Origin of the sequence: Vibrio sp. 397, from assembly GCF_033339395.1 — a bacterium.
GTDB lineage: Bacteria > Pseudomonadota > Gammaproteobacteria > Enterobacterales > Vibrionaceae > Vibrio > Vibrio alginolyticus.
In genome coordinates, this window is sequence record NZ_JAWOUN010000021.1 from 1 (window position 1) to 15,917 (window position 15,917).

18 protein-coding genes are annotated in these 15,917 nt (G+C 44.9%); 10 read left to right on the forward strand and 8 right to left on the reverse strand.

Annotated features, from left to right (window positions below):
- Positions 1–75: 75 nt before the first annotated feature.
- Entirely contained in the window at positions 76–375 is a 300-nt protein-coding gene (locus R7P36_RS21860) for a YfcZ/YiiS family protein (RefSeq protein WP_005385031.1), read from the reverse strand.
- A 607-nt stretch (positions 376–982) separates the two neighbouring features.
- On the opposite strand from R7P36_RS21860, the gene R7P36_RS21865 reads away from it, so the two are divergent.
- Entirely contained in the window at positions 983–1,444 is a 462-nt protein-coding gene (locus R7P36_RS21865) for a TetR/AcrR family transcriptional regulator (protein ID WP_005385033.1), read from the forward strand.
- A 112-nt stretch (positions 1,445–1,556) separates the two neighbouring features.
- Here R7P36_RS21865 and R7P36_RS21870 read toward each other — a convergent pair whose 3' ends face one another.
- The 6 genes from R7P36_RS21870 to R7P36_RS21895 are packed head-to-tail and all read right to left on the reverse strand — an operon-like array spanning position 1,557 to position 6,135.
- A complete protein-coding gene (locus tag R7P36_RS21870) occupies positions 1,557–2,339 on the reverse strand; it encodes a heme ABC transporter ATP-binding protein (protein WP_005385036.1) in 783 nt (260 codons plus the stop codon).
- Positions 2,339–3,376 (reverse strand): iron ABC transporter permease, encoded by a 1,038-nt coding sequence (locus R7P36_RS21875; protein ID WP_318122301.1) that lies wholly within the window; start codon positions 3,374–3,376, stop codon positions 2,339–2,341. Before R7P36_RS21875 ends, R7P36_RS21870 begins: the two co-directional genes overlap by 1 nt.
- Positions 3,377–3,385: 9 nt before the next feature.
- Positions 3,386–4,255 carry a hemin ABC transporter substrate-binding protein gene (locus R7P36_RS21880; protein WP_213899136.1) on the reverse strand — a complete coding sequence of 290 codons (870 nt, stop codon included), beginning with the start codon at positions 4,253–4,255 and terminating at the stop codon, positions 3,386–3,388.
- A gap of 28 nt (positions 4,256–4,283) precedes the next feature.
- On the reverse strand, positions 4,284–4,697 hold the full coding sequence (locus tag R7P36_RS21885; protein WP_213966344.1) for an ExbD/TolR family protein: 414 nt from the start codon (positions 4,695–4,697) through the stop codon (positions 4,284–4,286).
- Positions 4,694–5,392: a MotA/TolQ/ExbB proton channel family protein gene (locus R7P36_RS21890; RefSeq protein WP_005385044.1), complete on the reverse strand. Its 699-nt coding sequence runs from the start codon at positions 5,390–5,392 to the stop codon at positions 4,694–4,696. Before R7P36_RS21890 ends, R7P36_RS21885 begins: the two co-directional genes overlap by 4 nt.
- Positions 5,392–6,135, reverse strand: coding sequence for an energy transducer TonB (locus tag R7P36_RS21895; RefSeq protein WP_021707650.1), 744 nt, complete (start codon positions 6,133–6,135; stop codon positions 5,392–5,394). The genes R7P36_RS21890 and R7P36_RS21895 overlap by 1 nt, the downstream gene beginning before the upstream one ends.
- A gap of 160 nt (positions 6,136–6,295) precedes the next feature.
- On the opposite strand from R7P36_RS21895, the gene hutW reads away from it, so the two are divergent.
- From hutW to R7P36_RS21915, 4 genes are all read left to right on the forward strand, one after another.
- The gene (hutW, locus tag R7P36_RS21900) at positions 6,296–7,666 is read left to right on the forward strand and encodes a heme anaerobic degradation radical SAM methyltransferase ChuW/HutW (protein ID WP_064354555.1); all 1,371 of its coding nucleotides are present in this window, start codon (positions 6,296–6,298) and stop codon (positions 7,664–7,666) included.
- Between the two features lie 32 nt (positions 7,667–7,698).
- Positions 7,699–8,202, forward strand: a complete 504-nt coding sequence (gene hutX / locus R7P36_RS21905) for a heme utilization cystosolic carrier protein HutX (RefSeq protein WP_005385051.1) — start codon at positions 7,699–7,701, stop codon at positions 8,200–8,202.
- Positions 8,203–8,258: 56 nt separating this feature from the next.
- Positions 8,259–8,789 (forward strand): heme utilization protein HutZ, encoded by a 531-nt coding sequence (gene hutZ, locus R7P36_RS21910; protein WP_005375331.1) that lies wholly within the window; start codon positions 8,259–8,261, stop codon positions 8,787–8,789.
- Positions 8,790–8,886: 97 nt separating this feature from the next.
- Complete coding sequence (locus tag R7P36_RS21915; protein WP_033906781.1) at positions 8,887–9,423, forward strand: ATP:cob(I)alamin adenosyltransferase; 537 nt, start codon at positions 8,887–8,889, stop codon at positions 9,421–9,423.
- Between the two features lie 80 nt (positions 9,424–9,503).
- On the opposite strand, the gene R7P36_RS21920 is transcribed toward R7P36_RS21915, so the two are convergent.
- Entirely contained in the window at positions 9,504–10,418 is a 915-nt protein-coding gene (locus tag R7P36_RS21920; protein WP_033906782.1) for a chemotaxis protein, read from the reverse strand.
- A 215-nt stretch (positions 10,419–10,633) separates the two neighbouring features.
- Between R7P36_RS21920 and ppiC the strand changes: the two genes are divergently transcribed.
- The 5 genes from ppiC (at position 10,634) to R7P36_RS21945 (ending at position 15,917) form a co-directional block, all read left to right on the forward strand.
- Positions 10,634–10,975: a peptidylprolyl isomerase PpiC gene (gene ppiC, locus R7P36_RS21925; RefSeq protein WP_080276970.1), complete on the forward strand. Its 342-nt coding sequence runs from the start codon at positions 10,634–10,636 to the stop codon at positions 10,973–10,975.
- A gap of 343 nt (positions 10,976–11,318) precedes the next feature.
- The gene (locus R7P36_RS21930; protein ID WP_170897046.1) at positions 11,319–12,623 is read left to right on the forward strand and encodes an MATE family efflux transporter; all 1,305 of its coding nucleotides are present in this window, start codon (positions 11,319–11,321) and stop codon (positions 12,621–12,623) included.
- Between the two features lie 171 nt (positions 12,624–12,794).
- On the forward strand, positions 12,795–13,544 hold the full coding sequence (locus tag R7P36_RS21935) for an ATP-binding cassette domain-containing protein (protein ID WP_318122303.1): 750 nt from the start codon (positions 12,795–12,797) through the stop codon (positions 13,542–13,544).
- Positions 13,545–13,564: 20 nt separating this feature from the next.
- Positions 13,565–14,413: an ABC transporter ATP-binding protein gene (locus R7P36_RS21940; RefSeq protein WP_054701280.1), complete on the forward strand. Its 849-nt coding sequence runs from the start codon at positions 13,565–13,567 to the stop codon at positions 14,411–14,413.
- Entirely contained in the window at positions 14,403–15,917 is a 1,515-nt protein-coding gene (locus tag R7P36_RS21945) for an ABC transporter substrate-binding protein (protein ID WP_170897045.1), read from the forward strand. The genes R7P36_RS21940 and R7P36_RS21945 overlap by 11 nt, the downstream gene beginning before the upstream one ends.

The following is a 15,917-nucleotide window of genomic DNA, read 5'->3' on the forward strand; positions in this document are numbered from 1 at the left end:
TTGGCGCTGGACTAAACAAAGGCCCCCTTTTAGGGGGCTCACACAAAGCCACCTTCTTTAGAAGGTGGTAATTTACTAACGCGCGAGTGAGCGAGTTTTTAATTCAAAGATAAGTTTTTCAGCACTTACTTCAAATTTGAATCGAGCCGTCGCTTGGTTCGCTTCTTCGGTTATTTCTGAAACATTGTATTCAACATCAGCACATACTGATTTAGCGAGCTCGATGTATTTTTGTAGTTCAGACTCTAGCTCTGTTTTTGTCTGTGCGAAAACCGTTACGTCGGCAACTTCGTCACCTTCTTTGATGATAAAGCCTATCTCGCCAGCACAGCCGCAGGCCTCACATACTTGGTTTTTTTCTAATTCGACACTCATAACGAATCCTCTTGTAAATACTAAGGGTATTCTATCAGGTATTTGATCTGTATCTACAAAAATGACGACTTTTGCGTAAAAAAGGAACAGAATAGGCACTTGTTAAGTAAGGGTTAAAGATTGGATTACTAAATCATCAAGAACGTTAATGTGATATATATCAACATTTAAAATCAATTAACGAACATAGTGACGAGATTTTGCTCAGTCCAGTTGAACTAATGGTTAATTTATAAGACTATTTCTTGATTGATTATTTTTAATAATTATCATTCTTGGTCTTTGAATAGTTTCGATGAATAATTGGCGCAAGGTTTTGATGAGACTAACTTTTCGCCTTATTTTGAGTAGCATGTATTGACAAAAACATAACTGAAAATTACACATTACGCAGTGTAAAGACGTTATGGTTTGGAACTCGACATGATATTAAATAGTCGCAATACATATACCCAAAGCGCTTTCAAGTGCAGCGCTTAGCAACCTGATTTCTAGGTTTTCGCTAATCGAACCGCATCGGCGAGCCGGGTATAATGCTAAGAATGATTTCATTCTGGCCTCATTTAATAGTGAGTTAGATGGATTTACAAAGAGAAGAGCTTAAAATATGCCAAAGCGTAGTAAAGAAGATACCGAAATCACTATCCAAAAGATCATGGATGCCGTTATTGATCAGCTACTCAGATTAGGTTACGACAAAATGTCGTACACGACGCTAAGCCAGCAGACAGGTATATCGCGTACCGGTATTAGCCATCACTTCCCTAAGAAAACGGACTTCACCGCCGCACTGGATGGCCGTATCTTTAAAATGTTTATTGAACACTTAGAGTTTGATAAAGGATTAAATGCATTTTCACAAAGTTGGATTAAAGCGCTGGAAGATGCTGAGTTTCTCGCGATTTTACGACTGCTATTCCATCACATTGTCACCGCTGAAAATGCGCAAGAATTTGCTGCTAATGGTATTGACCGCTTATACAAAATGGTTGAAAGCCAGTTTGGTGCGGGTGGTGACAAAGAGCTTGAGTGGTTGATTGGTCGATCATTGATCCAAATGAGCAAGTAATAGCCTTTAAAGCACCAAATTCTGCCACTATCAAAGCAAAGGCCCGCAATTCTTATATTGCGGGCCTTTGTCGTATCAAAGTGTTTTAGAGACGGCTTAGAGGAAATACGCTTTATGCTGCGGCATGCACTTGAGGGAAGTCTAGCGTCGGATGTTTTGTCACAATAGATCGATAGCCATAAACTTGCTCAATGCGCTCTGACGTTAGTGCATTCCATGGCGTGTCATCACAAACTAGTTTCCCGTTATGCAAGAGTACAAGGCGGTCTGCGTACTGAGAGGCTAGATTCAAGTCATGTAACACCACAACCACCGCTGCGTTTTGTGCTTTTGCCGTTTCACGAGCAATCTTTAACGTGTTGTGTTGGTGGGCGAGATCCAACGCTGAGGTAGGTTCATCAAGCATTAAGATTCGTTTTTCGCCAGATTGATGTAGTTGTGTCATCACTCGTGCTAGATGCAGTCGTTGCTTTTCTCCACCAGATAAAGACGGGTACAGGCTTTCTGCTAAATGCAATACGTCGGTTTGTTCCATGTAATGTAAAGCCAGTTTAGTGGTTTCTTTATTGGACAGTGATAGCGGTATTGCCCCCAGCTCTACTACTTCTCTGGCTAGAAATGGGAAGGTTAAGGTGCTGTGCTGCGGGAGCATTGCAATATGTTTGGCGCTTTTTTCAGGCTCCCAATCATGCTTTTGTTTGCCGAAGTAGGTGATGTGATGATTCGAAGAGATCTCACCGCATAGAAGCTTGAGTAAAGTACTTTTACCTGCGCCATTGGGGCCGAGTAGGGCGGTCACTTCACCAGCTCGGATATCAATGTTGATGTCATCGAGCACCACACGGTTGCCATACGTCATCGAAATGTTTTTCCCCGATAAAACGATCTGGTTCATTACAAAATCTTCCCTTTTTGCTGGAACAATAAGTAGATGAAAAAGGGCGCGCCAATCAATGCGGTCACGATTCCAACTGGTAATTCAGCTGGTGCCACGGCAACACGAGCATACATATCTGCGGCAGTAAGAAGCAGTGCTCCCATTAAGGCAGATATTGGTAATAGCGTTCGATGGTCAGGCCCAGCGAGCATGCGCCCTAAGTGAGGAATCACGAGCCCAATAAAGCCAATTGCACCACTGATGCTCACCGTAATACCAACACCCAGTGCAGAAAGTAAAATAAGCTGACGTTTGAGTTTTTGAACCGGAACTCCTAAGTGTCTTGCTTCTGATTCCCCTAACAACAGAGCATTCAGCGCCATCGACTTCTTCTGAAACCAGAGCAATAGGATGACGAGTGTTATAGCAGATAGAGCAATCCCTGACCAATTTGCACCAGCTAATGAGCCCATCGACCAAAGCGTCAAATCTCGCAGCATCTGATCATCTGCGATAAAGTTCATGTAGCCAATCGCAGCACCCGAGAGCGCGCTGATGGCAACGCCGGCTAACAACATAATTGTAACTGAGGTACCAAACTTACTTGTGCCGAGTTTATAAACGAGAATAGTCGTTAGTGCACCGCCAAGGAAAGCAAAAAGAGGCAGAGCCGCTAAGTTCATTAGTTGCGGATAGTTTTGGCTAAATTCAGCAAATACAACAATAGCGAATGCACCACCAAGAGCAGCGCCAGCAGACACACCAATGATACCAGGCTCGGCTAATGGGTTACGGAACAAGCCCTGCATAACCACACCACAAATTGCCAAAATGGCGCCGATGAACATACACAAAATGGTGCGAGGCAATCGGATTTCGTTAATGACCAACTGAATGTGAGGAGCGAGATCAGAACTGCCTCCCGTTAGGCTACGCAAACTGTCAGCAAAGCTAATGTTCATTGGGCCAACGGTAATAGAGGCGATAGCAATAAATGCTAAAAATCCACTAAGCACTGATAACGTCGTTGAAAGGGGGATGCGTCTTAACAACATGTCATGTCTCTATGGGTAAAGCAGTGCATTCAAGCGTTTAGCTTCTGCAAGGCTTTTAAGGCCCAAACCACCTACCAGAGCATGGCCATCAATCGTTATGATGTCTTTGTTCTTTCCAGCGGGTGTTGCAGCAAGAAGCGGCATTGCTTTTAAAATTGCATCGGCACCACCCAACGTTCCATAGCTGCGACCGCTAACAAGAATCACGTCAGGCTGCATCTCTACCATCGCTTCTGTGGATAGAGGCTTGTAAGACGAGAGTTGTGTAGCGGCTGGGTTTTGTCCGCCGGCGAGTTGAATAATTGCATCGGGTGTCGTTTGTGAGCCCGCAACATTTGCAGGTCGCCCTTCATGGATCAGCAGAAAGAGCACTTTCTTTTTCTTCGCTTGATCAGGTTGGTTTGCATTGAGTGCTTGTACTTGCGCCTGGACATCTTGCTTTAAGCTTTCAGCTTGAGCCTTGCGATCCATAAGGTTCGCAATTTGATCAATACGTTGATAAAGGCCCTCGACATTTGCATCAGTATTAACAATTTCTACATCTACGCCAGCCGATTTCAATTGGCTCAATGTTGTTTTCGGCCCCATCTCATCAGAACCAATGACTTTTGTCGGACGTAAGGCGAGCAACCCCTCCGCTGAAAGACGACGATGGTAGCCCACTTTAGGCAGTTCCATCCCTTTTGGTAATTGACTGGTGACGTCGATAGCAACCAAGCTATCTTTAGCGTCGAGTTCAAGCAAGAGTTCAGTGACGGCGCTGCCTGCGCTAACAACGCGCTCTGAGGATGGCGTTTCATTGGCAAAAAGTTGACTACTCGCAAGTAGGGAAATAGCTGCCGTGACAACAGCATGAATAGTGATGCGTGTGTTCTTCATTTTGAAAGGATCTCTATCTTACTTATTTTTATGATGGCTCTTCAGTGAGTAACTGAGTTGCTTGAATTCCGTTTTCTTGTAAAAAGCCGAGAAGTTGTACTAGCGACTGAATATTCGCGGTTTTTTCTGCTCCAATTACAATCGGTTTATCGCTTGACTTACTCTCTTCTAACAGCGCGAGGGTAAAGTTGTCCCAATCGATATATGTCTTGCCGTTAATAGCCCAGTAAGGCTCGTCTTTAAGAATATTTACCGTGATGGATTGCTTATCGACATCTGCAACAGCCTGAGATTCTGTGCTCGGTAAATTGACGTCTAATGAATCGAGTTTGACCGCTGCGGTTAACATCAGGAAAACCATGACGATAAAAATAATGTCTAACAGCGGTGTTAAATCGGGGGTTAAACCGTTAAGACTATTTTCTTGTGGTGTTTTAATCATTGAGTTGCAGCCTCAATCTTCTCAGAAGAGCGCAGTGTTACTTTTGAGTGGTCTGGCGAGACATGCTGTAACGAGATACCTTCAAGCCATAAGTTGACGTAGTTTAAAGTGTGCTCAAGCTTGGCGATTACACGATCCGCCCACAAACCAATGATCTGCGCTCCTGAAATGGCAGGAAGTGCGATAATGAGACCCGCGGCAGTGGTGCGCATAGCAAGACCTAGGCCGTCAGCTAAATCATTCGGAGTGATATTCCCCGTTGAAACCGCGATGCCTTTAAACATGTCAATTAAGCCAAGTACCGTACCAAGCAAGCCAATTAAAGGGCTGATGACGCCAATCAGCGTCAGCAAACGAAGGCCGGAATGCAACTGATGGCGTTTTTCTTGCAGCCAAATACCTGCGGCATCTTCTCTTAAAGATTTCGAAAACGAATGATGAGCAAGCAACATCGCAACACCACGGTACAGAAGCGGCCGCTTATTCGACAACTCTTCAGCAAGTGCTTCAAGTTCGCTCCCATTTGTTGGGTCTAATCCTGTGAGCTTTTGGCGAATGGCTCGCTTTCCTACACCAAGGCTAATTAACACATGGAATAATCGCTCGGCGATGATCATCACGGTTAGAGCTGAGCAAATGATCAAAGGCCATGTCATCAGCCCAAATTGAGTTTGTAATTCTTGTAGTTGTTCCATTATCCATCCAACTTAAAACGAACAGGTACTTGTACTCGGTGAGCGACTTTTAGCCCACCTGAAATATGTGGTGTAAATTGCCACTGTTTGATCGCACGAAGTGCTGAGGCATCTAGCGACTCTGTGCCGGAAGACTCAATCAAAACCTGTTTAATCTGGTTACCATTCTCATCTAGCCATATCTCATACAAGGCTACACCTTCAATACCGCGTCTTTGTGCAGACCTTGGGTAACGGGGTTGTGTTGGTTGACTCACAAACGTTGGTTTGTCGACCAAGACAGGCTGAGACGTTGCCCCTTTGGATTGGCTCGCAGGTGCGGATTGTTGAGCTACCGTCTCTTTCTTCACCGGTTCCGTTTTTTTCTTTGGTTTCGCTTCGGGCTGAACCTTTTGCTTTGTTACGGTTTTGGTGGGCTCGACCGTTTTAGGTTTAGATTGTTTAACCGGTTCTGGTTTTTTCTCTACTACCTTCTTCTTAACAGCGTCTTTCTTGACGACCTGTTTTTTTACAATCTTCTTTTCTGGTTCAGGTTGGTCTTGAGGCTGCTCTTTTGGTGGCGCTACATTTTCTGGTGTAGATTTTTCGACAGCGGGAGGAGCAGACACAAGATTTAGACTTACCGAACTTGCTGGGTTTCCAGCCGGCATCGCGAACACCTTTGTCTCTTGAGAAACAAAAAGAAGTGCGGCATGGATGGCAAGGGAAGCACCTCCTGCAATGACATATCTTTGTACGTTCACGGAATATCTCGGGAAACTATGAAAACTTGGGCAGATTATTACTTACAATGGAAATAAGATCAATTATCAATTGCATTATCATTACGCTCAAATTATGATTCTTGCAGAATTTTTAAGATCAGCTTCCATCCCTTACATGATGGGAGTTAAGCGAGTATATATGAGCGTCGATATCGATAAGCTTGATGAATCAGTGTTGGGCAGTGATAGTCCTGATCCATTGCGATTTGCTTTTGTTAAGAAGCATTCTGCACATGCCGGGGGAGCGAGCGTACCTGTGCCCTCGTCTCAACAACAGGCGATTTTTTCGAGTATTACGGCTAACTCAATTAAAGCGACCAATAAGCGCTGTCTTTATATTCATGTTCCGTTTTGTCGCGTTCGTTGCACTTTTTGTAACTTCTTTCAAAATGCTGCAAGTCGCACACTGGTTGATGAGTACTTTGAAGCATTAATGCAGGAGCTTAGAGAGAAAGCGGCATTACCTTGGACACAAAATGGTATTTTTCACGCCGTATATATCGGGGGCGGAACGCCAACGGATTTATCTCCAGTACAGGTTCGTGTGTTAGGCCAGGCTATCCGAGACCACTTTCCTTTGGCTGCAGACTGCGAAATCACCTTAGAAGGTCGCATCAATCGTTTTTCTGATGAGTTGTATCAAGGCGCTTTAGAGGGTGGGTTTAATCGTTTCTCTTTTGGTGTGCAAAGTTTTAATACACAAGTGCGCCGCAGCGCAAAACGTTTAGATGATAGGGAAGATGTCCTCAAACGAGTGAGCGAGATCGCCAAAGAAGACAAAATTCCGGTCATTATCGATTTACTCTATGGCTTACCTTATCAAACCAAAGAAGTGTTAGAGCAAGATTTAAATGATTTCCTCTCGACTGGCGCACACGGACTGGATTTGTATCAGTTAGTGGTTGGTGGGTCAGCTCCCATGCTCAACCTCGTAGAAAAGGGAAAAATCCCGCCACCTGCGACCACACCAGAAAAAGCGGGAATGTATGAGCTCGGTGTGAACTTTATGGCCAAACACCATATGAAGCAACTGAGTGTGAACCATTGGGCAATCGATAACCGCGAGCGTAGTTTATACAATAGTTTAGCCAAGACTTATGCAGAGGTATTGCCAATTGGCTGTGGTGCTGGAGGTAATATCGGTGGCTACGGGATGATGCAACACCGCACACTAGAGACCTATATTAAAGCGGTCAAAGAAGGTCAAAGCACCATCGCGATGATGATGAAGCAAAGCCCTCTAGAACCACTTTTTTCTGCACTCAAATCTGCGTTTGACCGTGGCATTGTTCAAGCAAATCAACTTCCATCATTTATGGGAGAGGACGCGTTCGGGTTTTTATTGCCTCTATTTAAAGTGTGGCAAGCGAAAGGCTTAGTACAACTACATGAACGTAGCGCAGTCCTTACTCTTGCAGGCAGCTTCTGGGCAGTGTCATTGGCTCAAAGTTGTATTCAGGTACTCACGTCGGAGATGAACGAAACCGTACCGAAAGCATCCAATAATTAATGAAAACAAATTGAACAAAAACGGAAGACACAATGGAATCAATCAAGCAACAAGTTGAAGTATTACTAGAGCAAGAACCACAATTATTGCCAGCTGCGATGGCAGAGCGTCTTGGCATTTCCGAGTTTGAGGTTGTTGCGGCTCTACCTCAGGAAATGGTGGCTATTGCACCAGGAGAGCAAGCGCAAAGCATCCTAGAAAGTTTGGTTGGTTTTGGCCCGGTGACGACCATCGTCCACTCTTTTGGTTCTATCTTTGAAGTTAAAGCGCCGTTTCCAAAAGGAAAAGTGGCGCGTGGCTATTACAATTTAATGGGTAGAGAAGGTGAACTGCACGGCCACCTTAAATTAGATAACGTTAAAAATGTCGCATTAGTCAGTAAACCGTTTATGGGTAGAGAGAGTCACTATTTTGGTTTTTTCTCGGAGTGCGGAAGCAATATTTTCAAGGTTTATTTAGGCCGTAACGAAAAGCGCGAGTTGATTGAAGAGCAAGTAACCGCATTTCGCGCCCTACAAGCCGAATTAAAAAAGTAATCACAAACATAATCGAGGCTTAACTCGAATACTAATTAGTAAAGTCAGGTATCAATATGGATCAACAAGTTAAACAAGAGCGTTTGCAAGGTCGTTTAGGGCCAGAGATCAAAGAGTTTCGTCAGGAGCGCCGTACACTTCAGCTTGCAACTGTCGATGCAGAAGGTCGCCCGAATGTAAGCTACGCGCCTTATGTTCAAAACCAGGAAGGTTATTTCGTTCTCATTTCTAAAATCGCTCGTCATGCCCGTAACCTTTTAGAAAATCCAAATGTTTCATTGATGATGATCGAAGATGAAGAGTCTTCAAAGCAGCTGTTTGCTCGTAAGCGCTTAACTTTTGATGCGGTAGCAAATGTAGTTGAGCGAGACACAGAGATGTGGCAACAAGTTGTTGGACAAATGAAAGAGCGTTTTGGTGAGATTATTGATGGTCTAAGCCAGCTAGAGGATTTCGTTTTGTTCAACTTAAAGCCAGAATCGGGGCTATTTGTTAAAGGTTTTGGTCAGGCGTATCAAGTGTCTGGTGATGATTTAGTCGATTTTGTTCACCTTCAAGAAGGTCACAAGAAAGTCGAAAGTGCCTGATTGTAAACCGATCATATGAATGTCGATTATTTGGCATAATGAACGTTTAAAGGGAGTTAGGTTATACTGACTCCCTTTTTTATATTGGAACAAAAGCATGAAACCTGTAAGCAAGGAATTGAGCGAGATTTGCTATCCGTTTATTTACGAGGACAGTCCGGTTTGTGACTTTGAAATTACAGCAGATGAACTTTGTAGTCGTATTGGCCTTGTTCTCGCTATGGAGTTGGACGAGTTTAGCCGTGATATACTGACAAGAATGCAGCCTAATGTTTATCATCTAAATGGTTCGGTTCGCGGAAAATTAGCGATTACAGAGACGGAAGTTGAAGAGTTAAAGGCCGATTATGCTTTGCTCAAGCAACGCATTGATGGTGGCTTCAAAGGCTTTGTTCTACCCGGAGGACACCCGGCAGCCAGTCAATTGCATTTGTGCCGTTGCCAAGCTAAAAAAACGGTACGAGCATTAGTTGCCGTTGAACATACAGGTAAGAAGCAGCCCGCACCTATTTTGTTTCGTTACGCGAACTTATTAGCGAATGTACTTTACAGCCTAGCTTCTTATATTAATCATACTCATCAAGTCAAAGAGACGGAATTCGTTTCTCGTAGTTACGCGATGCCAAAGAAGTGAGCTGAGAAATTAGCGGATGTGAGCATCAGGGATAGGACAAGCACTGCATTATATTCTCAAATCAACTCGTCCAATAAGAGTTAAGAAGTCATAGCTTTGGCTTCTAGCTCTTTTGCTCCGCGAAGCATCGCTTCGATTAGTTCTCCTGCATTGAATTTCTCAAGTGCCTCATGCGCGCCAACTTGGTGAGCTCTGTCTACACAGATTTCGCTCGATAACGATGTATGTAAAATGCGGTATGAATGGTTCAGAGAGGAATTATTCTGAACTTCAAATGCTAATTCATAACCGTCTAATCCGGGCATTTCAATATCGCTGACCAGAATATCAATTGGGCGATGAGCCGCAGCGTCACTTTTCATCAGTTCCAATGCATCTAAACCATTTTTACAGATTTGATACCCAATATTGATGCTATCGAGTGCGTCACACAGCTGTTTACGAGCGATGGAAGAGTCATCCACCAATAGAATACTGAGTGCTTTTAGGCGTTCTCGCTCAATATCTGTCAGCATTGGGATCTTTGAATTCTCGTACTGCGGATAAATTTTGGAAAGTAGAAGCTCCACATCCAGCATTTGAACAGTTTTGTCCTCGTAGCGGGTAATTCCAGTCACGAAAATATTTTTTCCAGCGCTCGGAGGTGGCGTTTCAATAGCTTTCCAATCGCACTCAATGATCTTCTCTATACTACGAACCATAAAAGCTACCACGGTTCGCAAGCAATCTGTCACGATCAAGTAGCAGCTTTTATATTCTTCTTCACTTATAGGACGAAAGCCAACAGCCGCTGACATATCGATCACTGGTACTGTTAAGTTACGTATCGTAACGGTTCCAATGACGTGATGATGCGAGTAAGGGATCTTTGTCGTTGGCATGTACGGGACGATTTCACGGACTTTTAGCGTACCGATAGCGAAACTCTGTTGCAGGGTGAGCTTAAACATCAACATGCCCTGAGATTGATTCGCTTTGCTAATGACTTTTGCCATGAAAATAACCTTATAAACACCACCGAATTGTGTCTAATCTAATCTTATCAGACGAAGGCTTCAACCATCGGAGAGACAAATGTGAGCTTTTTAGACAATCTTTTAGAGACATAGTGATTAACTGAGCAAAACTTGTTTGTATTTTAAACTCATTATGTAGACGATTTTATATTCCTCGTGTATTGGGGCCTTTACCGCTGAGCTATTATTAAGAAATGTTTGGTCTGTTAAAAAGGATTGGGTACACTTGCGCGACCAGAATAGTGAGAGATAGATCAATGGCAAATACAGCAGCCGCATTACATATTCTTGTGAAGCACAAAGAGCAAGCGGAAGACATAATCAAGCAACTGAAAAAAGGCGCAAAGTTTCAGACATTAGCGAAGAAGTATTCAACTTGCCCGTCAGGCAAACGCGGTGGTGACCTTGGTGAATTCCGCCGTGGTCAAATGGTACCTCAATTCGACAAAGTGTGCTTTTCTGGCGAAGTGTTAACGCCGCATTTAGTTAAAACCAAGTTCGGTTGGCATGTTGTAAAGGTGCTTTACAGAACATAAGGCTTGGTATCGACCTAAACATTGTCAGATGAAACCCACAAGCATTAAATATCATCTGTACGGTCTCTTTTCACCAATCACTACCGTCATGACATGGCAGATACATTCTGATCTGCCATGCTCAACCAAACGCTAATCTTTCCAAACTAGAAACTCATTTATATGCAGTTAACTTGGCTTTTCTCATAAGTCGTTATCCTATTTCAAGCTTTGGTATGAGAATACGTTTGCTGGTTGTATCAATTATCAATGCTATTTCTTGCTGGCGAACTTTGGTTCATGTTCGGGCGCCATTCGCATATGATAGCGACCTTATAAAAATTAACCCCGTTCATAATTTAAGATGTCCCTGACTCATAAAGACTATTTTAAAATCGCATTTCCTTTCATTGTTTCTACTGTTACCCAACCATTGTTGGGGGCGGTGGACACCGCGGTGATCGGTAAACTCGGTGTGGCTGAGATGATTGGTGGTGTGGCGATCGGCACCGTCATCATGAACACCTTGTATTGGTTGTTTGGCTTTTTCCGCGTAAGTACTACGGGGCAAAGTGCAATCGCATTAGGTAAAAATAGCCCAGAAGATCAAGCGAGCAGCTTATTTCGTCCTTTCGTGCTTTCGCTTTGCCTTGGCTTGATTTTCATTGCGTTGCAGTCCGTGATTTGGATGGGGGCAGAGCTGATTATCTCCCCTGATGCAGTCGTGGCCGAAAACGCGAAGATTTACTTCGATATCATGATCTTTGGTGCACCGTTTGTACTGCTGAACTACACCGTGATTGGTTGGCTGATGGGGCAGGCGAAAGCCAAAGAAACCTTGTTCACGCAAGTGTTTGGTAACGTGCTGAACATCGTGCTGGATATCGTCTTTGTGTTGTACTTCGATATGGGCATTGCTGGTGTTGCGGTGGCGACACTTATCGCGCAAATCTCGACGTTTGTTATTGGTGCGGTGCTGGTGTTGAAAACCTGTCGCTTCCCGCTGTTTGATCACATTCAGACCGCAAAAATGACGCGTAAAGATCTCAAAGTCATTGCGTCTTCCAATATGGATCTGCTGCTTCGTACTGTGTGTCTATTGGTGTTCTTCAACATGATGGCGCGTGTAGGCTCTCAGCTTGGTTCTGATGTGCTTGCTGCGAACGCAATCATGATGCAAGTGACCTTTATCGTCAGCTACATGTTCGACGGTGTAGCGAACGCGTCGAGCGTCTTTGCAGGTAAAGCGGTAGGGCAGAAGAATCCAACATTGCTTGATAACGTGATTAAGCTAAACACGCAATGGACCGCGGCGTTCGTTCTTGTATTGACCTTGCTGTTGGTGCAGTTCAAACACCAATTAGTGACGTTGTTTACCACTTTGCCAAACCTTGTTGAGCTGTATCTAGACATGAGCCCTTGGTTATTGGCATTCCCGTTGGTTGCTGGTTTTGGTCTTACGTTTTACGGCATCTTTACCGGTACAGGGACGACGCGACCAGTGCGTAACTCTACCTTCCTAACCATGGTTTTGTTCTTAGTGACGCAATTTATTGCGGTGCAATATTGGGGCAATCACGGTTTGTGGCTGGCATTCACTTTGTTCTACGTTGGGCGCTTTGTCTTCTTGTTTCGATACCTCGGTCAAGTTAAACAAAAGTGTCTTTAATTCACACTGTCACAAACGACCTAATTTAGATGTTCTTATAACAAGGGTGGAGCCATCTGCCCTTGTTGATAAATCTGAAAAAGGTGATGAAATAACCTTTCCGACTGGTTTCCTTGCTTTAACCCGCATGATATTATTTGTGATGTTATATTATTACATTTACTTTATGCCGTGATTTCTCAACCAATACTCTCCGTTAATAATGACTCAGAGCGTACACTCTTCAAAGACATTTCTTTTGAGCTGTCTCAAGGTGAAGTTCTTGCCATTATGGGACCTTCCGGCATTGGTAAATCCATGTTGTCGAAAGCCGTCGCAGGTTTTTTGCCGTCTGATATTTGGGTAGACGGAAGTATCCAGCTTAACAGCAGTGAAGTCGCACAAACTGTCATGCTGCAACGTAGTCAATTGCAGCGTCCCGCGGTCATTTTCCAAGATGCACTTAAAGCGCTGAATCCATTGGCGTCTGTCGAACAACAACTGTGTTTGGCATTGACGGGCAAAAAAACGCGCTTGTCTTCAGCAAACCGAGACACCGTGACGACCTTGTTGTCTCAACTCGGATTTGCGGATCCAAAAGCAGCATTAGCGCAGCATCCAAGCCAGTTATCTGGTGGTCAGCGCCAGCGTATTTGTATTGCGATTGCGTTGCTTGGTAGTGCCAACTTGATCATCGCTGATGAGCCCACCAGTGCGCTCGATCCAATCACCGAAGCGGAGATCCTTGAGTTGTTTCGCAGTAGTGTTCAGCAACGCAACATCAGTGGTTTGTTGATCACGCACGATCTGTCTGCGGCTTTGGCGTGTGACAAAGTCTTGGTGATTGCGGACAACACCATGGTGGCTTATGGCGCACCTTGGCAAGCCATTCAGCAAAGTTCGCATCCTTTCTGCCAACAACTTGCGCAACTGCTGCCTTAACCTCATCTCTGGAGCCTATTTTGACTAAGCACAACTTGAGCGGGCACACGCAGCCTAAATCGGCGGAAGTTCGCTTTGAGCAAGCCAGTGTTCACTATTACTCCAAACCAAGTTGGTTGGGGGGCAAACCGTTTAAAGCGCTCGAACAATTGGATCTTTCCATCGACACAAAGAACATTGCGATTGTTGGTCCTTCTGGTGCGGGTAAATCGACTTTGATTGAGCTTCTGTTTGGTCTTCGTAAACCCACATCTGGTGAAGTGTATGTGTGTGGCTATCCGCTATCGCGTAGCTCGGCTAAGCAGCGCCAAGAGTTGTGCCAGCACATTCAATTGATTCCGCAAGAGCCGCAATCGAGCTTGAATCCTTATTACACCGTTCGCCAGATCTTACTGGAGCCGCTAAGCAACATTGGTTTGACACAAGAGCTCAATGAGAAGGTGGAAAAGGTGTTGGCGGATGTCGGTTTGGATCTCACATTGTTGGATCGTAACCCGCAGCAATTATCAGTTGGGCAAGCGCAACGTGTGGCTATCGCTAGAGCTTTGATTGTCGAGCCTTGTGTGTTGGTTGCCGATGAGCCAACCAGCAGCTTAGACCCCGTCAGTCGTAAACAGATTCTCGACTTGTTGGCAGGCATTCAAAAGAGTCGTCAGATGCGCCTGATTTTGGTGACACATGACCTCGATGCGGCACAAACCCTATGCGATGAAATCCTAGTGTTAGACAAAGGACGCGTTGTCGAGCACGGCACAGCACAGAACGTGACAAATAACCCATCGCACTTGATCACGAGAGCCTTGATGAGCGCTCAACACAAAAGTAATGAATTCACAAAAACCATTGGAGAGGTTTCTTATGCACCTTAGTACTCCCAAGTTAGCTTTGTCGCTGGCTTTAAGCGCATTGCTGACGGGTTGTTTTGACTCTGGCGAAAGCAAGCCAGAAGCGGAAAAAGCAGCTGCACCGCAAGCAACGGAAATTCGCGTTGCCATGATGCAACCACCACGCACAGGTTTATCGCCACTTTCAGATGACGCGTTCAAACTGTCACGTTGGAGCACGGCAGAAACGCTAGTGAACCTAAACGATCAGTCGGTAGCAGAACCTATGCTGGCAACAGAGTGGGAACAAGTTGACCCGATGACGTGGCAGTTTACGGTACGTAAAGGCGTGAAATTCCACGATGGTTCTGACCTTGATGCCAATGCGGTTGTGAACTCTCTACAAAAAGCATTAGATGCTGCACCAAAACCACGCATTTTGGATGGTATCGAATGGCAAGTTAGCGCACTGGACGACTTCACTGTTGAAATCAAAACGACCTTTAACGATCCATTGTTGCCAAGCCGTCTATCTAGCCCACAGCTAGCGATCCTTTCTGGTGCTGCATATCAAGAAAACGGTCGCGTTGTGCCAATTAATGCGGGTACCGGTCCATTCGTTCTGACAGAAATCAACGGTACAACCAGCGCTAAATTGAAGCGTTTTGACGGTTACTGGGGCGAAAAAGCAAAAGTAGACAGTATCTTTGCTGAATACGTACCAAACGGTTTTGCTCGTGCTGCGGCACTACGTACCGGTGAGGCGGATGTCGTTGAAGCCGTTCCTGTATCGCAAATCGCGATGATGGAATCTTCACAGCTGCACGAAGTCGCAATGCCACGTACCAACACGCTTTACCTAAACAATAAATCAGATGTGTTTAGCCAGTTCGGTTTGCGTAAAGCAGCGGCTCAAGCGGTTAACCGTGAGCAAATCATCAAAACGGTTTACGAGAACCACGCCGACTCAGCGAAAGGTTTGTTAGGTCCTGCATTGGCATGGGCTCAACCAATTCGTGACGCGAACCCTCGTATGGAAACCATGGAAATGCGCCACGCGAATGGTGAGAAGATCACCATTGGTACGTTTACCGACCGTGCAGAGTTGCCAGAAGTGGCGGTGCTGCTAAGGCAACAACTTGAAGCGGCTGGGTTTGTGGTTGAACTAGACGTTCGTGAATACGCACAAATCGAAAACGATGCACTAGCAGGTAAGTTCGATGCGTTCTTGTTGTCACGTGCAACAGTGTTGGATTCTGGTGACCCAGTGGCGTACATGCAAAGTGACTTTAGCTGTAAAGGTTCTTACAACCTAGGTCAGTTCTGCTCTGAAGAAGTGGATGCTGCATTGAAACACGCTGATCGTCAGCCGTTGGGTGAGAAACGCCAACAAGCGATCATCGAAGCAGAAAGCAAAATCCTTGAGCAATACGCTGTGATTCCACTGCTTCACGAGCGTGTAATCCAAGGTGAGAGTGATCGCGTGAAGAATGCACAACGTGACCCACGTGAGCGTCGCCTGATCGACCAGTTTACTGAGGTGAACTAA